Origin of the sequence: uncultured Metabacillus sp. (genome assembly GCF_947503125.1) — a bacterium.
Classification (GTDB): Bacteria; Bacillota; Bacilli; order Bacillales; family Bacillaceae; genus Metabacillus.
The window spans coordinates 1-21329 of the sequence record NZ_CANNCR010000062.1 but is presented as its reverse complement, the minus strand read 5'-3'; the positions used below and the strand labels follow the sequence as shown (position 1 = coordinate 21329).

Here is a 21329-nt window from a genome sequence, read left to right as displayed (position 1 = left end):
TTCCGGCCAATAATTCCGTCAGATTATGGACAAAGTATTTCATCAATTTCTTGTCATTATAGAGCGTCAGTAACAATAAGGAATTAAATGAAGAAATTCTTTTTATTTATCATCAAAACAAACATCCCTCTTGCCATCTTTACTTAGATGGCAAATTACGAAAACTCAAAAGACAGCGTCTGATAGTAGGACGCCAAATTCGGTGGATTCAGTCTTCATCATGGTCGAATTATTCTTAGGTACTTAATGATTTTGATTTTTCAGGTGGAATACAGTTCAGTAAAATTAAAAATGGCGTGTAAACTGGTAAAAGTTATACATGCCATTTTTTTCTTTTATAAACTAAACTTAAATTTATTTTCATTAAAAACAAAAGGACAGAGTATGGAACTATACTCTTAAATACGAGTAAACCTATGATACTAAACTAAACAAAGCTTGCACTCCTGTAAGGAAAATCCCTATGATAAAACCACAAACTGCCCCATTAACACGAATCCATTGAAGATCCTTTCCTATATGATTTTCCATCATATCGATCAGTGTTTCGGTGTCTAATTTATCCAAATTCTCCTGTACTAGATTACCGATTTGTGAATGATTATTTTCAATGAAAACTGTAATTTGGTTTTGGATCCAGTGATCAATATCCTTGTTATTTTCCTGAATAATGGATAGTAAACGATTCTTCAATGGAATAAGAAAGATATCTATAAAATCTTCGTTATCAACGAAATCTAATACCTTTTGTTGTATTTGCCGCAAACTTTTCGTAATCGTTTGATCAGGCTGCCATTTCGCTAGAAACTGACTTTTCCATTTCTCAGCTCCCTCTACTAACTCCCTATTATCATTCAAACCTTGAATCTCTTTTCTAAAATATAAAAGTAAAGCTTCTCGATTTGGCTCTCCCTCGTTTTGCAAACTCTTTACGACACTTAGTAATAGGTTTTGCACGATTTGACCGAGTTTTTCCTCGCTAAGTAGACTTTGAATCGATTTTAGCGCAAACTGAAGCATTCCATCTGCTTCAATTTTGTTGATGACATTCATGGAAACGGTACCTAGTCGCTGACTCGTTTGTTTTTGTCGTAACCAATGATCTGCTTTTTTTAACATGTGATCCAAAGCTTTCTTATCTATCTCTTCTTTAAGTAGCTGTGAACTTATGACTTGAAGGACATTTCCCATTTCCATATTTGAAAGTGTCTCTATGATATGCTTTTTAATAGATGGTGTTAGCTTTTCAACCTCTATGTACCCGATCATTTTCTTGAGCAGTTTAATAAGAGCTTTTCTAAAAGGATCATTTTGCAGCTGTTTTTCGATCACGGCTATGAGCTTTTTTGTAAAAGGAATGTGTTTTACTTTTTCCTGGATGCTTTCCTTAGAAAGCCAGTCATTTTTCAATATTGAAACAAGTGCATTTGACATTCTTTTACGATTCTTTGGCAGTAAAGCGGTATGGGGGATTGGTAATCCAAGCGGATGGCGAAACAGAGCAGTAACAGCAAACCAATCAGCTAAACCGCCAACAAGCCCCGCTTCAAAACCTCCATGTAATAAATCAATCCAAAGTGACCCATCAAATGGGATGGTTGCTATATAACCTACTCCCATAATCATTAATGAATATCTAGCAATTTTTTTTGATTCTTTTGTTTTTGGTGACATCCTATTCCCTCATTTTTAAATGATTTCCACATTTACTATACCTAATTACTTAACAAATTTCATCATAGTTCGTTAAAATGTCTTTTTAAGTGAAGGAAATGGACAACATATTTCATTTATGACAACCAACAATTAAAAATGGTATTTTTCCTTTTAAATAGAAAAATAGCGTGTGTCAATTCACACGCCATCGATTTAGAAAAAATTATTTCCTGATCCCTGTTTCTTCCGCAATTTTTATATATCGCTCTGTTTCCTTCTTTACATCTTTTGTAAACTCATCAGAATTTAAATAGGAAGGTGACAGCTTTATTTTTTCCAATTGCTTGATAAACTGCTGGTCATTTTCCATTTTTTGAACGGTTTGATCCCACTTTTCTACGATTTCATCTGGCGTATTAGCTGGAAACGACAAACCCGTCCACCATTTGACTGTTAAACCTTCAAAGCCTTCTTCTTTCACAGTCGGCACTTCTGGAAATAGAGGACTTCTCTCATCCGACTGAACAGCAAGCAGTTTAATTTTACCTGCTTCTACAAGCGGAGCCAATTCCCCAACTGTATGGACCGCAAGAATGACATGTCCACCTGCCACCTTTGCCGCAGAGTCTGATGCCCCCTCAGAAGAAACCATAGATGTTTTCTTAAAATCTACACCTAATGTCTTAAGCCACTCCGCTGCCCCAAAAGAGGAAAAACCAGCTGGACCAACACTGGCCCATGTTAACTCAGCGGGATTAGCCTTTACCCATTCTGAAAACTCCTTGAAATTTTCCCATTCTGCATCAGCCTTTACAGCATAGGCAAGTGTACCTTCAGCAATTCTGGCTGCAAATTTGTTATCCTTGCTTGTGATTGTAGGATTGGTATTTCCTGCTTCATACATCGTTGTCGAGGAATTGTTGTTAACTAATACTGTATATCCATCTGCCTTAGCCTCTTTTAACGCATATTGTGCACCGATGATTCCACCGCCGCCAGGTTTATTTGTCACAACAACCGGCTGATCCCATTCTTTGCTTATATAATCAGCAACAGCACGTGCTGCTAAATCAACACCGCCACCAGCTGCAAAAGGAACAACGAGCTCGATTTGCCTAGTAGGGTAGTCGATACTATCACTGGATTTATCAGCAATTGTTGTTGAATTTGCCCCGCATCCTGATAGAAATACTGCCGTTAAAAGGAAACCTGTAAAGATCGATTGTAATTTTTTCATGATAAATACCTCCCATTTATAGCTTTATTCTTAAGAGAATTCCATTTGTTCCCCTGTTTCTTGCAAAATTCTATTTTTCGTTCTTTTCATTAAAAAGACTGAAAAAATTAAAAATACCACAGCAACTAATAGAATCGTTAATGAGATTGGTCTTTGTATAAAGATAAGTAGATTTCCTGAAGACATTTCCATTGATTGTAAAAAGGAGCTCTCTATTTTCGGTCCAAGGACAGAGCATAAAACAAATGGAATGATGGGCCATTGGTATTTATTGAATACATAACCCAAAACGCCAAAAATAATGGCAACAACTACATCAAACATACTATTTCTCACAGAATATGCACCAAGGATGCTAATTAATAGAATAATAGGAGCTAATATACCAAAAGGAACCTCTGTCAGCTTTGCCCATAGCCCGACCAATGGCAGATTCAATACTAATAAAATGACATTCCCGATAAACATACTGGCAATAACTAGCCACACCATTTCACTATTCTGTTCAAACAGGATGGGTCCAGGCGTCAGTCCATAAATCATTAGAGCTGCTAATAGTACCGCTAATGGCGGTGATGCAGGTATTCCTAATGATAAAAGGGGAATAAACCCGCCTGAGCTTGTTGCATTATTAGCTGATTCCGGTCCTGCTATTCCTTCAATTGCTCCTTTCCCAAATTTTTCAGGATGCTTTGAGACTTTCTTTTCTAGATCATAGGATAAAAACGATGTAATCGTAGCAGAAATTCCTGGTAAAACGCCAAGGAAAAAAACAAGTAAACTTCCCCTTATAATCGGATATTTGCTCACACTAATGTCTTTCTTCGTCGGAAAAACCCCTTTAATCTTTACATGTTTCTTTGTACTGCGTTTTTCTTCTAGTCCTTTTAATACTTCAGAGATGGCAAAGAGACCAATAATCATACTAATCATTTCAAAACCGCCTGTTAGAAAGCTAAATCCATAATCGAATCTGGGCATACCAGTTGTGACGCCAATTCCAACTAAAGAACATAGAAATCCAAATAACCCCATACATAATAAACGATTTTTTAAATGAGTAGCCTGTTAGATTAAACAGGACAAGCAATGCAATGAGCATTAAGGTAAAATATTCAGGAGGACCAAACTTTAAAGCTTGATCGGCTAAAATCGGAGCGAAAAGAACAAGTCCGATCAATCCGATAATTCCAGCGACAAAAGACCCTATAGCAGCTATTCCAAGAGCAGCACCAGCTCTCCCTTCTTTAGCAAGCGGATATCCATCCAACGTAGCAGGTACGGATGAAGACTCACCAGGAATATTCATTAAAATAGCTGTTGTTGATCCGCCATACATGGAGCCATAATAAATCCCGGCCATCATCATGAGTCCTTGCGCAGGATCCAGCATCGTTGTTACCGGTAATAGGACGGCTATGGCTGAAGTTGGACCTAACCCAGGAAGAACGCCTACAAGTGTCCCGAGCAATGAACCAATTAAGACAATCAGCAAATTGGACGGAGTTAGCACTTCACTAAGACCATTTAATAGATAAACAATTGATTCCACATAACTCCCTCCTTATAGTGTAAACATACCGATTGGAAACGGAGTTTTTAGCAAAATGATAAATCATAAATAAAAGACAGCTGTCATCACTCCTCCAATCAGGATAGCAATCAGCCAACTATAGTTTCTAATTAGTCTGATTAAGCTGACAGATACTAGCAAAGTGCTGATTACATAACCTGCTGCTACAATTAGAAAACTGTAGAGTAATAGGATGAAAATAGAGGCAATTAAGACTTTTCGCGTTTTTCGATTTACTAAATCAGCCTTTTTACGATCTGTTTTTCTTTCAAAAACTAAACTTATGCCAAACACCACTAGCAGAATACCAATTAATCCTGGGAAAACATGATCACCAATTAAAAGATCCTGACCATATGAATTCAATTTGCTAGCTTCATATAGCGATAATAAACCTAAGAATATAGAAAGAAATCCGCCAATATTTTGTTCGTTCAATACCTTACTAGTCATAGCTTACCTCCTTTTAATTCCTCCTTTAAAGTCTGCTCGACACTTTGCAAATGTTTCTCCATATATTCCTTTGCTTTGACCGAATCACGTTTCTTCATCATTTCAACGATTTGAATATGCTCCTGCCAAGAATCGTGTATTCGATCTGGAATTTTAGATGTCTCCTGCCTTACTTTATTAAAAAGGCCTGTTAGACTGTTCATAATTCGGAATGCAATGGCATTATGTGATAGTTCTGCAATCTTTGTATGAAACGTGTGATCTCTTTCGGACAATATACGATCATTCACTTTTTTTTCGTTTAATAAAAGGACAGTTTCTTTTACAAACTGATAAAGCTCATCCATTTGGTTATCTGAAGCCCGCTCAACAGACCAGATGACAGCACTCGTTTCAATTAATCTTCTTATTTCAAATAAATCAGCCAATTGATCACTTCTAATGAAATATTGATCAGTTAAATTTGCTAAATTCTTACCTTCATCTGCAACAAAAGCTCCGTGTCCATGCTTTATTTCAATAAAACCAAGTGTTGAAAGAATTTTATAGGATTCTCGAATGGTATTTCGACTCACATTAAATGTTAGGGAGAGATCCCTCTCTGAGGGGAGCTTTTCCCCTGGCCTTAGCTTTTGTTCTTGAATAAGTGCCTTTATTTCTTCTACAATTCTATTAGGTACGGTTGATCGATCAAACTTTAAATGTTCAAACATCGCATTTCCCTTTTTCAAAGGGATTTTCGATATTGAAACGTTTTGCTAAAAGACTAAGGTCCTTTACAACTTCAAGAGATAAGCTTAACCCCGAAGATAAATGTTTTTGATAGGATTTTTCCCTTCTTTCACCTGGATAGAAGATGGTATCTGTACCGTCTTTTTTAGGAACTTCTTTTAATTCGATGAGCATATTTTTAACAAGACTTGTAAAATATTCATATGGCATGAATTTTTCAATATCAATGAGAATAAAGAAATGTCCGACGTTTGATTGTTGGTGATGATCATGATATATGTTTTGGACATGCGGACCATATGCAGCTCCGGTTAAAATACCTGTTAGGATTTCTATCGCTAGTGCCCAGCCATACCCCTTAACACCACCAGAAGGAAGAATGGCCCCATTGATTGCTGCAGTTGGATCTTCTGTATCAAAGCCGTTTTGATCGATTGCCCATCCCATTGGTATGCTTTTCCCTTCCTTTGCTGCCTCAATGATTTTTCCTCTCGCTACTATACTTGCAGACATATCAATAATGACATTTGGCAATTCCTTTACAGGAAACCCAAACCCGACTGGATTCGTGCCGAAAAAAGCCTTTTTCCCTCCCCATGGCGAGATTCCTGGCGGAGAGTTTGTCATGACGATGGAGGCAAGACCTTCCTCACAAGCTATTTGACAATAATAAGATGCACACCCAAAATGATTGCTATTTCGTATGGCGACAGCTGCAATTCCTGTTTCTTTTGCAGTCTTTATTCCTTCTTTCAGCCCTTTATAGGCAGCAACCTGACCCAATCCATGATCTCCATCTACTAGTAATGTTGCGATGCCAATTTTTTCTCTGTATTCAATTACATAATCATCTTTTAAGATATCAATCAGGGAAATTTTATGCCCTAAAGGGATAAAATCCTTCGATACAATCGTGATGATCGAATCATCCTCTAAAATAACACCCTGTATTTCCTGCTCAGCTTGAATATCTTCAATAGCCACACCTACTGAGTCCCCATTATGGTGCACTAAAAATTTATGCGCCAAGAACCTTCACTCCTTTTTGATATTCAATCTATTGGTCACATATCCTATGGTCCAACCAATCAAGAAAAATAGAGATTTAAGACAAAAAGGCCTTGCAACGTTCAAACATTTTATTGAACGTTACAAGGCCTTCAGTCGTCTGATCGAACCTTTATTATTCCGATTGGTTAACTATGAATAAATAGTAACGTGACTTCCTATAATTTGTCAACAGTTTTAATAGAAAAAATTTCTTATTTTCTGAAATTCATTTTATTACAGTGAAAACAATTGTTTTTTCAAGTCGACTCACTGATGAACCTTCCACCTCGATAATCTTCCTTCAAGTTGAAGGAGCAGCGTATTCACAAGCATCCCCAAAGCAGATATCGTTAAGATTCCTGAATACATATAGGCTATCTGAAAGTTTTGCTGTGAGCTAATAATTAAATATCCTAATCCAGCTTTTGCACCAATCATTTCAGCTGCCACTAATACTAAAATGGAGGACGATGCCGCAAGCCGAATACCAACAAAGATAGTCGGAACAGCCGCTGGCAAGATCACTTTAAGAAATAGTTTCACTGGACTTAATGCCATCGATTTCGCTGACTTGATAAATAAAGGGTCTACATTACGAACAGCGCTTATCGTGCTTAGAAGAATTGGGAAAGAACATGCATAAATAACAACCGCTATTTTGGATGCTTCTCCAATTCCCAGCAATAAGATAAAAACAGGCAGGATCGCCAACGCAGCAGTATTCCTGAAAGCTTCAAGTAAAGGATTTGCAATATCTGAAAAGCGTTTATACCATCCAATCGTTAACCCAAGTGGAATGGCAACAATGACCGCAATGCCAAAACCGATGATAGACCGGATGAAACTAGCTGTAATATGCTCGATCAATTGACCTGTTGCAGCCAATTCCCACCAGCCGATTAAAACAGTTGATAATGGCGGGAAAACAGGTGTATTTCGAGCCCATTCAATCGCTTTTGCTGTTCCTTCCACAAACTTAGCAACAGTATTTGGATTTTTCTTAATAAAGTCATCCCTGAAAACAAGACTTCCGGCTGTAAAGGATCCAAATAAATCAGTATCCTTAAATAATGGACGGATCCCTCCCCGCTCCAAGGCTTTATCTTGAAGCACTCCTCCAAGAGTTGTCGCATCTAGTTGTCCTGAACGTAATGCCTGTTCACCGCTGGCAGGGGGAATCACAACTAAGGATACCTCATCAATCTCCTTTTCTGTTAATCCTTCTCTGCGTAAATACTCAATAATGGCAAACTCATGATGTGCACCTAGCGTATTCACACCGATCTTTTTTCCAATTAGGTCTTTTGCTTCCTTAATTGGACTGTCTTCTAATACATAGTATCCATTAAAGGTTTGTTCATCAGACCCATAATAGCCAATGACGGAAGTAATGGGGGCGCCTGCTTCTTTTAACTTGATAATCGCGCCATTAAATGCCCCTCCGAAATCAATGCTATTGCTAACGGTTGCTTGAATATTCTCCGGACCGCTTGTCGAGTTGCCCGTCCATTCAAGTTTTAAGGGATCTAAATAGCCTAAATCCTCTGCTAATTCCCAAAAAGTAACTTGCCCAGCTGAACCTGAATAACGTAATGTATCGACCACAAGCTTATTTTCATCTGAACCTTTATCATTTTCGGCTGCTGTGCTGCTTGATTCAGCACTGCAGCCGAATAAAACAAGTATTAATAAGAGTGTATATATACTTAACCTTGTAACTTTCATCAATGAATTCACAAGCTTATCTCCTCTCAATTTCAAAAATCGCAACTTTTTTAACCTATGTGAATAGTCGGATTAAACTTATGAATGAATACTCTTTTCATAGACAGTATTGATATGAAAAAATGAATGCGGACGCTTTAGTCCGAGATGCTCTCTCAACGTATTTCCAGTATATTCTGTACGGAACAACCCGCGTTTTTGTAATTCAGGAATCACCAATTCAACAAAATCCTCTAAGCCTCCAGGCAAATATGGCGGCATAATGTTAAAACCATCAGCTGCTTCATTTTCAAACCATTCCTGCAATTGATCTGCGATTTGGACAGGAGTTCCTTTAATTTCTCTGTGTCCCCTTGCACCTGCAATGTGCTGATATAATTGCCGAATCGTTAACTGTTCCCGGTCAGCTATATCTTTTAGAAGCTGGAACCGGCTTTTTCCGCCATTAATTTCTGAAATATTAGGCAAATCCGGAAGCGGTCCATCGACTGGATAGGAAGATAGATCATAGCTTATTAGTGCTGATAATAATCCGACTCCCGCCTTTTCCGGAATTAAATCTCTCAATAATGCCTGTTTTTCATTTGCTTCTTCCTCTGTGCGTCCCACAATCGGGAACACACCAGGCATAATTTTCAACTCATCGTGGGATCTCCCATATTTCGCTAATCTTCCTTTCACACTTTTGTAAAATGCCTGAGCCTCCTCTAACGTTTGCCATGCAGTGAAAATAACTTCAGCGGTTTTCGCTGCTAATTCTTTTCCCGCTTCAGATGATCCAGCCTGAATAATGACCGGATGCCCTTGAACAGGTCTCGATACATTTAATGGTCCTTTTACAGAAAACCACTTTCCTTGATGATTGATCTCATGTACTTTCACAGGATCGGCAAAACTGCCCGATTCTCTATCGATAAGCAGGGCATCGTCCTCCCAGCTGTCCCATAGCTTTTTCACTACATCAACAAATTCTTCTGCTCGTTCATAACGAGAAGCATGTTTAAGGTGTTCATTCTTATTAAAATTTAACGCTTCAGCATTTTGTGAGGAGGTCACGACATTCCATGCTGCACGCCCTCCGCTTATATGATCAAGTGAAGCAAATTTTCTGGCAACGTGAAAGGGTTCATTGTAAGTTGTAGAAACAGTGGCAGTAAGTCCGATTTTCGTTGTTACCGCAGATATAGCTGACAGAAGTGTAAGCGGCTCTGGTCGAACGGTTACCGTATGTTCAATAGCTGACTCTAACTGATCATTAATGGCATAACCATCGGCAAAAAAGATCATATCAAATTTTCCTTTTTCCGCTGTTTCAGCAAGGCGTTTATACAGCTTGAATTGTTGCACATCTTCTGCAGCACTTTCCGGATGTCTCCAGGCTGCCACATGATGACCAGGAATCATGAAAAATGCTCCCAGTTTCATTTGACGTTTTGACTTACTCATCTTTTACACTCTCCTCTACATTTTTATATAAATAAAGGCCCCTCCAAATATGGAAGAGCCTTCGGTTGACCGATCAGCAAATTTAACTTTGAGATTGTAAATAACAAAATGCTCCCGCTTATTTTTGGACACTTTTCTTTCCATCAATACTAACTGGAATTTCTCCCTTTAAAGTTACCCGTCTCATTACTCGATGGCTTTCGCCGTAATCGTTGATTGCATAATGCTGTGTTGCCCGATTATCCCAAAATGCCACATCGCCTTCCTGCCAATGCCAGCGAACAGTGTTTTCAAGCTCTGTTACATAATCCTGTAATAAAGAAAAAATATGATGGGATGCGGATGAAGATAAACCTAAAATTCTTTTAACAAAATGGCCTAAGACCAATGTTTTTTCTCCTGTCTCAGGGTGTACTCGTACGACTGGATGTTCTGTTTCATATAATGTTGAAACAAAAATATTTTTATGTCGATCAAGATCTTCTTCTGAAACATTTGGGCGTCTGGAGGCATAATCATAGTCATTTGTATGTAATGCCCAAAGTGAATTTGCTAAATCCTTTAATTCCTTTGGAAGTCGATTATAAGCTGATGTTGTATTCGCCCAGACTGTGTCTCCGCCTGCAGCAGGCACTTTTACAGCTCGTAAAATGGAGGCTTTCGGATAGGCTTGTGTAAACGTAACATCCGTATGCCAGGAATCTGCTCTTCCCCCTTTATTAGAGTCTAGTTCTAATAAATAATTTGTATTTTCTTTTACTGGAACGGTAGGATGTGAGATCGGTTCGCCAAAAAGCTTTGCAAAGGCTTCTTGCTCTTGATCAGTAAGATGATTTTGCCCTCTAAAAAAGATCACCTTGTATTTTAATAGAGCTTCTTTAATAAAATGGATCGATTCAGTGTCTAAACTTCCCGATAAATGGATACCTTTCACTTCAGCACCAATACGACCAGCAATCGGTTGAATTTCAATGTTTTTTACATGTTTAGAAGATTCTCTTAATAAACTCATTTCTTTTCCTCCTCATTTATAAGCTGCTATCAACATATAAATAAAAACCGTACTGCAAATTCACCTCCTTTAAAGAACATGAGGTGTTTCCAGTAGACTGGTCAACATATTAGCGATTATATACTTAAATACCTATTTGATTAGCAGGATATATCAGTAGAGAAATGGTTAGAAGATCACAACATAAGTTTTGGCTTAGTTGCCTGCTTATCGAAAGGTTGGGAACCTGACACAAATTCTTAAGAAAAGCGCAAGGTGCTTAGCATTCGGCGACTAGCATAAGGCGAATAGGAATAGAAGGTGTTCTTTACCTTCAATTCCTATTTGACTAGACCCTAGAGGCAGTCAAAAACTAGGGCGGCCTCTACTACAGTGCGGATTCTCTTGGAAATTAACTCTTATATACACTTTATATATTGATTAATTCTTTTTGGATAAAAATCCATTTTGAATAGGCTGTATTAAAATAATCTTTGAAAATAGCAGAGAAATTATTATAAACCTCATTTTTACATGTCTTTGCTTCCGTGATAACGACGGGCACGATGTTTTTCTTTTTCAATTCTTCTATCGATATAAATTTGAACATAGCGCTTATCAACCATAATAGTGGTTTATTCCAAGCTTGAAAGACGACATATATTTGATTCGAAGCTTCTACTTGTTTTTTAAATAGTCTTACTTTTGGATGCCCATATTGATGATCAAACAGAACATCTAAGTGAAAGCTTTTTGGTGAGATCAATTCCGTTTCAATTCCCTGACTCTTACTATCTTGAATGATTAATTTAATTTCTTGTGTATGAATAGGATACTCTGATATTAACAATGTACTTGTCATTTTTGACCTCCCCATTATTATTTGATCAGTAGTTGTCTCTCGTTTTTCCATCTAGTTGAGTTGCCCATCTAAAGAACAAAAAGGCCTAACCTTAAAAAGGTTAGGCCTTCGTTTGTGCGATCGGCATTTATCTTATTTCACATTATAAATCCTATTATTCCTACCTGTCAACTACAGTATACAAGATTTTTATGTAAAACATAAACCCCATTCCAAAATTTTGTTTTGAAATGGGGTTTATCTAAAGTCTTATACGATCTCTTGAATAAGTTTGTATAATTAATTACAATGATCTCCTGTTGAACATGTATAACCTTCAACATCAATTTGAATCGTTGTATGATGAAGATGAAACTTGTCATGTAATATCATCTTAGCCTTTGCAAGTAAATCTTGATGAACTACATTCTGCTCTGCGACAAGATGACAACTTAATGATGGAAAATCGGATGTGATCGACCAAACGTGTAAATCATGAACATCTTTCACTTCTTTAATGGTTAATAACTCTTCTTTTATCTTTTCCACGTCAATATTTAATGGGACACCTTCCATCAATATATGGAAAGAGTCTTTCGTCACTCTCCAGCCGCTTACAATAATTAATAGTGCAACAATTATACTTGCAATAGGATCTGTTATATTCCACCCAAACAACATGATGAGTAATGCCGCAACTATTGCTCCCATAGACCCTAACATATCACCTAATACATGCAAGAAAGCACTTCTTACATTGAGATTTTCGTCCTTGTCTCCTTTCATTAAGATAAATGCTGCCAGAATGTTAACAACAAGGCCTATAATCGAGATCGTTAACATGCCGCCGCTAACAACATCTGGAGGATTTAGAATCCTTTGGTATGCCTCCCAGAAAATATAAAGTGATATCAAGACAAGCGTTATTCCATTGATGAATGCTGCGAGTATTTCAAAGCGTTTATAACCAAATGTTTTGGAAAGAGAAGCACTTTTTTCACCAAATGTAAGTGCTAAATAACTTAAGCCTAATGCAGCAGCATCACTTAACATATGACCAGCATCTGATAAAAGCGCTAAGCTGTTAGTCAGAATGCCACCGATCACTTCGATTATCATATACGTAGCAATGATGATAAAAGACCATTTTAATGCAACCTTATTATTACTTGAATGATGATGGTGTCCATGATGACCATGGCTATGGCTATGTGAGTGTCCCATTTATACTCCCTCCGTATATGAGTATATGTTCATATATAAATTATCCAATAACTCGTTAAAATGTGCAAGACTATTTTTACTTTTTCTGAAATTATTTCCTTTTATGTAAAAAGAAAACCTTAAATACTAACAAAACTGGTTTGACTGTACATAAACAAAAAGATGGATTAAATTAGAAAAGAGCTGCCTTTAGCAACTCCGATCCTAAATATTATCCTCGTTCCATTACTTTTTATCAAAGCCGCAAGTAAATAGGCTTTGGATTTTCATGTATTCATACATGATCGCTGCTTTTCTTCCCTTTTCTGTACGATGGTTAATTTTTGAGCGCAAACAATTTATAAATTCGCGATCACATTGACATATGGACCGCCCCCTGCTTAAACATTTATCGTGCATTAGACAACAAGCATCAACATCATTAATCGGAGCACCTGATCCGCTGCAGCCAGGACCGCACCATCTATAACCTGGAAATATACAAAACCCCGGCTTTCGTTTCCGCGCTGACATTCTTCCCACATCTCCTTCCTTCATTTATATATATGAAGATTTCTTGAAAGGAGGATGTTTAGATACCTACTTTACATAGATTTTGTCGGTTGATTTCATTAACTGCTAGACTTTTAACGCCATTAGTTTTTAACTAAAAACACGGTAACCTTCAAAAGAGTTGTCATGTTTGCCTCTTTTTACAGCTGAATCTAGACAAAAGAAGCAATAAATAACTTTTCTATATTAGTTCCAACAAATATATCTCAAAGTGATATTGGTTTTATCTCAGTTTGAGATATATAATACTAATAAGAAATCATTAAGAAGGCGTTTACAGAATGTAGTTACTTCACTACTTCTTATACTATAAGGGGGATTTATGATGAGCCAACTAGCAAGAGATAGCAAAGTCAAGCAATTATTAGAAAAACAAAAATTCAATGAAAAAGAAATTGCTAAAATGACAGATTCACAGATTGAATATTACCATTGGCTCTATTTTGTAGATTCTTGCTATGACTATATGTAATATGAAAATTTAATGATAAACTTAAGCTTTTGTACCGAGTACAAAAGCTTTCTACATTTTTAAGGACAAAAATAAACCAAGCAGGACTCATGAATCCTGCTTGTTACCGTATGATAAGAAGGCCATTTTAGTTCATATAGCGATATTCCATCAAACTATTCAAAATCGATACTTCCTGTAATAATTCCTCTCCAACATTTGTTTCTAGAACCTTTTTTCTTTCAAGTTCTTTATCAACGATTCTTTTCACGGATAATACATCTGTTCCATTTAATAGAACATCTTCCTTTGACGTAAAATGCTGATGGGCGACAAGCTGCATACCGAAGGAATTGTATAATAATGTGTACCCAGCAATCCCGGTTGTTTTTTGATAAGCCTTTGAGAAGCCTCCATCAATGACAATCATTTTTCCATTTGCTTTGATTGGATTTTCTCCTTCAATTTCCTTCACAGGTGTATGCCCATTGATGATATGACCCTGCTCAGGATCAAGTTCAAACTCTGCGAGGATTTTACGGCATGTTTCCTCATTTTCACGCAAATAGTAATATGGATTCTTTTTCTCTTTATGGGTTGTCTTATCCTTAATGAAATACCTTTCAAACGTGGTCATTGCTCTTTTCCCAAAGAGTGATGAATATTCCCCTGTCCATAAATACCAGACCATATCTGTAGCAAGATCATCAGTCTTTTCAGGATGTGCAAAAGAGTAACGTAAATAATGTTCAAACACATCAAGTAATTCACGACCTGCATAGGTTTTGCCTTCTATGACCATTTTTTCCATATTTCCTTCTTCATCTAAAGGAATACAGCCATGGATTAATAGGTTTCCGTTATATTTTAAGTAAAGACTGCCTTTTTTTATGAGGAAATTCATATGTCTAGCAAGCTTTTCGGAATGCTGAACGGAAAATAACAGCTTGTCCATCACTTGCTCTTCTTCCTCCAGCAATTGATCAGGCTGCTCAGGATTAACCGTTGCAAAGCAAGTATTTTCTAGAGGGTATGTTTTCCCCTGAATTGTGATTTCATTTTTGTCATAATCCACTTTTTCTAGTAAAAGCCTTTCTGACATATTAAAGTTCGGGCGTCTTTTTATAATAGGACTTTCAAGCTTGAACTGAATCATTGCGATCGCTTGGTGAATTTTTGTAATTTGTATCTTTTCTTCCTCAGTAACTTTATCCTCTGCTTGAATTTTCGGTCTAAATGCTGGATTGTCTCCATAGTATTTCTCAGCTAAATTAAGGAGAGGTCTAAGATTGATGCCATACACATCTTCAATAATATCCAAATTGTTGTAGCGTGCACAGATGCGAATAATATTCGCGAGACACACCTTTGAACCAGCAAAAGCACCGATCCATAGAACATCATGATTTCCCCATTGAATATCGACAGAATGATAATTGATAAGAGCCTCCATAATTTTATCAGGCTCAGGACCACGATCATAAATATCCCCCACGACATGAAGATGATCAACAACCAATCTCTGCGTCGTATAGGCAAGACCTATAATGAGCTTATCGGCTTGTCCGAGGGAAATGATTTGCTGAACGATTTTTGAATAATAAGGCTCCTTAAAATTCGTGAATTCATCTGTTTTGTATAACAGTTCTTCAATAATATAAACAAATTGAGCAGGCAATGCTTTTCGTAATTTCGAACGTGTATATTTGGATGAGGCATAAGAAATCAGCTTTATCATCCGCTCAATGATGACTGTGTACCATTGGTGTAATTCTTGCTCGTTGTCAAAATTATTTTTAATTAATTGAATTTTTTCTTCAGGATAATACACTAATGTGGCAAATTCTTTAATTTCTTTTTCAGTTAGCACCTTTTTATAAATGTCTTCAATTTTCTCTTTTACCTTCCCTGACCCATTTCTTAACACATGTTGAAAGGCTTGATACTCCCCGTGCAAATCACTGACAAAATGTTCTGTTCCCTTTGGTAGATTAAGAATGGCTTCAAGATTAATAATTTCAGTTACCACTTTTTCTTCACTATCATAGATTTTGGCCAGTAAATCTAGGTGTTTTTTGTCCAAAACATGTATCCCCTTTCAATGCTCATCATTTTATTATGAAAAGATTTCGATTAAATAGTTTCATTATAATAGAAAACATAAATCGAAATGATATCTAACCTTATCTTTTTATTGTCTTTGTTTGCGGTTCAAAACAAACTCATTCCTCTTAATAATAAACGTAAAAAGCATAATAGGCTACACTTTGAGAGGGGAAAATTTACATTTACTAATTTTCATTGATTTAAAGTATGGTTGAAGATGTTTGAAATATTAGAATAATTGCTATTTTAATAGGCATTGGAATAATGGTCAAGAGGAAAACGGAGTGCTAAATGATTTTGATCATCACTATAATAAGTTTATAGGGTTTACAACCAAGTGTATTACAAGCATAAGTGATTGCTAAAGTAACTTTCTGAATTTAATGAATCGAGGCTTTATCAAAAGGGTCAGTCCCTTTTTGATAAAGCCTCGATTTATTTTTTATGCTGGGGACATTTAAGAGAATCTTCTCTCATTCTTTATTCAGATTAAAATAAATGATTGACAAAATGAGGTGTATCAACCTGTTTTGGAAGGTAGAGAACTAGTGTTCGGGGAGCTAAGCCCTTTGTTTTGTAATAAACGTTTCACTGAAAAAGTGAACACAAGTAGTGAAAAAGCAACAGACAAGGCACTGACCGTGAACAACACTTGATAGCTTGTTTGCTGTGAGACCAAGCCTAGCATCATTGCACCAAGCCCGATACCTAGGTCCGTTGCAGTCGAAAAAGAGGCATTGGCAACACCTGTTCGGTCTGGACTAACGAGACGGATCGTTGAGGCTTGAAGGGCAGGTTGTGCGGATCCAAAGCCAATGCCATATAGCACCGCCGAAATAAGCACACCGAAGAATCCTGTCGAGAATCCCAAGACTATCAAAGCTAAAATCGTTACAATAAGTGCTGGTCCAATGACCTTCGATTCTCCATACCGGTCAGAAAGTTTACCGGAAATGGGACGAATCAGGACAAGCGTGGCGGCATAGATCAGAAAAAAAGTGCCGGAATTAACCTTGATCGAATCAGCAAACAACGGAACAAAGGTAGTAATACCACCATAAGCAATAAATAGAAAAAAGACTGTTACCGTGACAGGCAGAACCGATTTATCGAAAAACTCGATTTTTCTTGAGTCAGATTGCGGCTGAAAAGGAATTTTTGTTCTTATTATAAGGAGTAACGCTACAACTGAGAAGCCGACTGTAATTAAAAACAGAGCATGGTACGATAGGTTCTGGGCAACCCATATACCGAACATTGGACCGATTGCCATTGCAAAGGTCGTGGCCAAACCAGACCACCCCAACCCTTCTCCACGACGGGTCGGTGGAATCATATCTGTAATTGCCGTAAGGATTGAAGTTGTAGATATAGCCCAGCTCATCCCGTGAAATATTCTAAGTCCCATCAAAACAACGATACCGGTAATCCAGTTATATATGTACATCGATAAAGCGAAAAGAATTAAACCACCGATGATAAAAGGGAGTCTGCCGAACCGATCCAAAAGTCCCCCTACAATAGGTCGGAATATAACGGCAGATAACATAAAAGCACCCATCGCAAGACCGACCTGTGTATCATTGCCGCCTATTTGATTTATAAAAAGCGGCAGCGTTGGGTAAAGCATATAAAAAGCAGTGAATAGGAAAAACATCCCTAAGATCATAAAAATAAATGACTTTGTCCATAATCGCTCCACGTTGCATACCTCCCTACAAACTATACTGTCTTTTGCTGTATCACTACACATAGATACCCCAATTTCCTTCAATGTTTAAGGAAATCAGGGCTTTCACTACCCAAAAAAGACTAACATGATCATTTATATTATTAATAAAAATCTTTCAGTGGAATCGGAGAATTTATAAAGATTCATCTTATTTATACCCAACTATTTGGTGGGGTACATATGGTTCCTCTAGTCTTTTAATATCTTCAGGTGTTAACGTAACCGATAGAGCACCTACTGCATCCTCAAGATGAGAGATTTTCGTAGCACCGATTATAGGAGCTGTTACTGTTTCTTTCTGCAACAACCAAGCAAGTGCGATATGAATACGGGGAACGCCGTGTTTTTCTGCAATTTCTGCAACCCGCTCCACGACCAATCGATCAGCACCAGCAGTCGCATCATATTTGGATCTTTGAATTTGATCGGTTTTCGAACGATTCGTTGTTTCCGACCAATCACGTGTCAATCTCCCTGATGCAAGCGGACTATATGGTGTCACCGCGATTTTTTCTTCCTTACAAAGCGGCAGCATCTCCCTTTCCTCTTCACGGTATATGAGGTTTAAATGATTCTGCATTGAGACAAACCGTGTCAAGCCATTTTTCTCTGCTACATGCAATGCCTTTTGGAACTGCCATGCATGCATAGCAGAAGCACCAATATATCTTGCCTTACCAGACTTCACAACATCATGGAGTGCTTCCATCGTTTCTTCTATAGGTGTATCGTAATCCCAGCGGTGGACAATATATAGATCGACATAATCGGTTCCCAGTCTTTTAAGACTATTATCAATTTCACTCATGATTGTCTTTCGGGAAAGCCCGGAACCATTTGGACCTTCATGCATTGGAAAATAAACCTTTGTAGCTAAAACAACTTCATCCCGATTTGCATAATCCTTTAAAGCCCTTCCTACGATTTCCTCACTTGTTCCGTCTGAATAGACATTCGCCGTATCGAAAAAATTAATTCCTAACTCAAGAGCTTTTTTAATAATAGGGCGGCTGCTCTCTTCATCAAGCACCCATGGATGAATCCACCGCTCTGCTACACCAAAGCTCATACAACCAAGACAAAGCCGGGATACATCCAAGCCTGTATTTCCAAGTTTCATATATTGCATTTTCATACACCTTCCTTTATTAGCATTTACATTTCTAAAGATGTTTTTTTATCTTATGTACTTTAATTATCCTACAAAGGAAAAAGCAACCGTTATCACATTCGTATCAAATGTTTGCCTAATCCTCTCATAACCACTTACATAATTATCGAATTTGCTATAGAATGAAACTATCAAAGACGAAAGAAATAGGGAGAGTCATTTATGTCTGAGCGAATTGACAATCAGAATGAACTCGCAAAACTTATCGAACGTTATTCAGGACAGGACGGTGTTCATAAAACCGCTGTTCCGTCATTATTTTTTATTCGTGAATCAATTGTTACCGAACCACTTTATGGAGTTTACAAGCCATCATTTTGCATGGTTATTCAAGGTGAGAAGGAGATATTGCTCTCAAAAGAGCGCTTTACATATGGTCCTGCTGATTACCTTGTTGCATCCGTTAACTTGCCGGTCACTGGACAAGTTATAAATGCTTCTCCTGACGTTCCGTATTTGGCACTCAAACTTGAATTTACACCGAATCAAATCTTGGAGGTTTTAAGCGATTCTGAAATAGAAGTTGAACCAAAAAATAGACTAAAACGGGCACTTTTTGTCAGCAAAATCGAACCTTCTCTGATTGATCCTGTTGTCAGGTTAGCTCGTTTGCTGGACAATCCAAAAGATATCCCGGTACTTGCTCCTTTGTTCACAAAAGAAATTCTTTATCGGGTTCTTCAGGGTCCCCATGGAAATACCTTAAAACAAATAGTGATAGAAGGAAGTTATACCTATCGAATTAGGGACGTTGTCGAATATATAATAAATAACTTTGACAGGTCTTTTCTTATTGAGGAGCTTTCTGAACTAGCAAATATGAGTGCTGCTTCGTTACATAGACACTTTAAAGAAATCACCGCGATGAGCCCGATTCAGTTCCAAAAACAACTGAGACTACAGGAAGCTAGACGTCTATTATTGTCGGAATCAACAGATGCTGCTGATGTCGCATTTCGTGTAGGGTACGAAAGTCCATCACAATTTAGTCGTGAATATTCCCGTATGTTTGGTCTTCCGCCAAGAGAAGATATTAAGCGCATGAGGGAGAAATTCAACCAAAAGATCAATGCATGAATCTACTACTCTAACAAAATAAATGTAATGGTGGTTGTGTGCCAATACAAAATTATGTCAACAAAAATAAGACAATCGCCCTCCTAATTTGGAGGACGATTTGCTTTAAAAATATATATTAATCATTAAAATTCTTCATAAACAGCAGGATCCTGATTTTTCAGTCTTCCATCAGGTCTGGTTAACTTTGAAATCATGTTCATTTCTGTTTCATCAAGAGAAAAATCAAAAATTGAGATATTTTCTCGTTGTCGTTCAGGTGATGAAGATTTTGGAATTGAAACAGCTCCGAGCTGATAATGCCAGCGTAAGATCACTTGTGAAACCGACTTGTTATGATGATGTGCAATTGTTTGAAGCGTGTCATAATGTAAAACTTCTTTCGCACGTGCTAATGGACTCCAGGATTGAGTAGTAATTTCATTCTCCTCATGCCAATTTCTTTGCTCGGCTTGATTAAAAAATGGATGTAATTCAATTTGGTTGATGCTTGGCTTAACACCTGTTTCCATTTCCAAACGTTCAAGATGTTCAGGTAGGAAATTGCAAACACCAATCGAACGGATAAGTCCCTGCTTTTTAGCGTCAATTAATGCTTGCCACGCTTCCACATATTTACCTTGTTTAGGATTTGGCCAATGAATGAGGTATAAATCATAATAATCTAGATTTGCACGGTACAAGGATTCTTGAATCGTCGTTACCGCAAGATCATAAGCCTGATAGCGACCTGGTAATTTGGATGTAATTCGCAACTCTTCTCTTGGTACAGAACTGCGTCTAACAGCTTCCCCTACCGTTCCTTCGTTTTCATAATTATAAGCCGAATCGATTAACCGGTAGCCTATCTCATCAATTGCATATTGAATCGCATTGGCGCCCTGACTACCTTTAAGAGTATATGTACCCAGGCCTATAACCGGAATTGTTATACCATCATTGAGGGTTACTTCAGGAATTGTCATACTCATCATCTATCACTCCTTACTCTTAATATCTTAAGGGTACCATAGTTATGAATTGTTTTCCTTTTTGAAAACTTTTAGGATATTCTTAGTTCAGTTTACATAATTATATTCTTGTAAACCACCTTACATACTATGATTCGAGCATTTTTTTTCTCCTGGGTGTAAGTTGATTTATCAAACCATCCCTTTTAAAAAAATATTCTAAATAGGTATAAAGTGAAGATATTTTCAAAGGCTATTTAATAAATTGGATCAAAATTTAATAAATAGGAGCCATTCCTGTAATGAAGAAATTTGAGGATTGAAACAAAAAGAGCCCTCTTGGTATAGTACGAGGTGTCCGC

At 37.3% G+C, this 21329-nt stretch carries 17 protein-coding genes and 1 pseudogene; 2 read left to right on the top strand and 16 right to left on the bottom strand.

Annotated elements, in window-relative coordinates:
- Positions 1-414: 414 nt before the first annotated feature.
- From Q1B07_RS22710 to Q1B07_RS22650, 12 genes and pseudogenes are all read right to left on the bottom strand, one after another.
- Positions 415-1674: a DUF445 domain-containing protein gene (locus Q1B07_RS22710; RefSeq protein ID WP_299094299.1), complete on the bottom strand. Its 1260-nt coding sequence runs from the start codon at positions 1672-1674 to the stop codon at positions 415-417.
- A 205-nt stretch (positions 1675-1879) separates the two neighbouring features.
- Positions 1880-2893: a tripartite tricarboxylate transporter substrate binding protein gene (locus Q1B07_RS22705; protein ID WP_299094297.1), complete on the bottom strand. Its 1014-nt coding sequence runs from the start codon at positions 2891-2893 to the stop codon at positions 1880-1882.
- A 30-nt stretch (positions 2894-2923) separates the two neighbouring features.
- Positions 2924-4445, bottom strand: a pseudogene (locus Q1B07_RS22700) (tripartite tricarboxylate transporter permease).
- A 63-nt stretch (positions 4446-4508) separates the two neighbouring features.
- Complete coding sequence (locus tag Q1B07_RS22695) at positions 4509-4919, bottom strand: tripartite tricarboxylate transporter TctB family protein (RefSeq protein WP_299094296.1); 411 nt, start codon at positions 4917-4919, stop codon at positions 4509-4511.
- Positions 4916-5632: a FadR/GntR family transcriptional regulator gene (locus tag Q1B07_RS22690; RefSeq protein WP_299094294.1), complete on the bottom strand. Its 717-nt coding sequence runs from the start codon at positions 5630-5632 to the stop codon at positions 4916-4918. The genes Q1B07_RS22695 and Q1B07_RS22690 overlap by 4 nt, the downstream gene beginning before the upstream one ends.
- Positions 5625-6680: an Ldh family oxidoreductase gene (locus Q1B07_RS22685; protein ID WP_299094292.1), complete on the bottom strand. Its 1056-nt coding sequence runs from the start codon at positions 6678-6680 to the stop codon at positions 5625-5627. The genes Q1B07_RS22690 and Q1B07_RS22685 overlap by 8 nt, the downstream gene beginning before the upstream one ends.
- Positions 6681-6968: 288 nt before the next feature.
- Positions 6969-8438 carry an ABC transporter permease subunit gene (locus tag Q1B07_RS27100; protein ID WP_366945266.1) on the bottom strand — a complete coding sequence of 490 codons (1470 nt, stop codon included), beginning with the start codon at positions 8436-8438 and terminating at the stop codon, positions 6969-6971.
- Positions 8439-8504: 66 nt separating this feature from the next.
- Positions 8505-9872, bottom strand: a complete 1368-nt coding sequence (locus Q1B07_RS22670; protein WP_299094290.1) for an LLM class flavin-dependent oxidoreductase — start codon at positions 9870-9872, stop codon at positions 8505-8507.
- 118 nt (positions 9873-9990) lie between these two features.
- The gene (locus Q1B07_RS22665) at positions 9991-10884 is read right to left on the bottom strand and encodes a TauD/TfdA family dioxygenase (protein WP_299094288.1); all 894 of its coding nucleotides are present in this window, start codon (positions 10882-10884) and stop codon (positions 9991-9993) included.
- Between the two features lie 409 nt (positions 10885-11293).
- Positions 11294-11725, bottom strand: coding sequence for a hypothetical protein (locus Q1B07_RS22660; RefSeq protein ID WP_299094286.1), 432 nt, complete (start codon positions 11723-11725; stop codon positions 11294-11296).
- Positions 11726-12004: 279 nt separating this feature from the next.
- Positions 12005-12928 carry a cation diffusion facilitator family transporter gene (locus Q1B07_RS22655; RefSeq protein ID WP_299094285.1) on the bottom strand — a complete coding sequence of 308 codons (924 nt, stop codon included), beginning with the start codon at positions 12926-12928 and terminating at the stop codon, positions 12005-12007.
- Positions 12929-13153: 225 nt separating this feature from the next.
- The gene (locus Q1B07_RS22650) at positions 13154-13441 is read right to left on the bottom strand and encodes a phospholipase (RefSeq protein WP_299094283.1); all 288 of its coding nucleotides are present in this window, start codon (positions 13439-13441) and stop codon (positions 13154-13156) included.
- Between the two features lie 361 nt (positions 13442-13802).
- On the opposite strand from Q1B07_RS22650, the gene Q1B07_RS22645 reads away from it, so the two are divergent.
- Entirely contained in the window at positions 13803-13952 is a 150-nt protein-coding gene (locus tag Q1B07_RS22645) for a BH0509 family protein (RefSeq protein ID WP_299833787.1), read from the top strand.
- A 127-nt stretch (positions 13953-14079) separates the two neighbouring features.
- Here Q1B07_RS22645 and fbp read toward each other — a convergent pair whose 3' ends face one another.
- The 3 genes from fbp to Q1B07_RS22630 all read right to left on the bottom strand — a co-directional run bounded on the left by fbp (position 14080) and on the right by Q1B07_RS22630 (position 18898).
- Positions 14080-16014: a fructose-1,6-bisphosphatase gene (gene fbp, locus Q1B07_RS22640; RefSeq protein WP_299094280.1), complete on the bottom strand. Its 1935-nt coding sequence runs from the start codon at positions 16012-16014 to the stop codon at positions 14080-14082.
- A 543-nt stretch (positions 16015-16557) separates the two neighbouring features.
- A complete protein-coding gene (locus Q1B07_RS22635; RefSeq protein ID WP_299094279.1) occupies positions 16558-17739 on the bottom strand; it encodes an MFS transporter in 1182 nt (393 codons plus the stop codon).
- 178 nt (positions 17740-17917) lie between these two features.
- The gene (locus Q1B07_RS22630) at positions 17918-18898 is read right to left on the bottom strand and encodes an aldo/keto reductase (RefSeq protein WP_299094278.1); all 981 of its coding nucleotides are present in this window, start codon (positions 18896-18898) and stop codon (positions 17918-17920) included.
- A gap of 204 nt (positions 18899-19102) precedes the next feature.
- Here Q1B07_RS22630 and Q1B07_RS22625 point away from each other — a divergent pair, with 204 nt between their 5' ends.
- The gene (locus Q1B07_RS22625) at positions 19103-20017 is read left to right on the top strand and encodes an AraC family transcriptional regulator (protein WP_299094277.1); all 915 of its coding nucleotides are present in this window, start codon (positions 19103-19105) and stop codon (positions 20015-20017) included.
- A gap of 125 nt (positions 20018-20142) precedes the next feature.
- Here Q1B07_RS22625 and Q1B07_RS22620 read toward each other — a convergent pair whose 3' ends face one another.
- A complete protein-coding gene (locus tag Q1B07_RS22620; RefSeq protein WP_299094275.1) occupies positions 20143-20988 on the bottom strand; it encodes an aldo/keto reductase in 846 nt (281 codons plus the stop codon).
- Between the last annotated feature and the right edge of the window lie 341 nt (positions 20989-21329).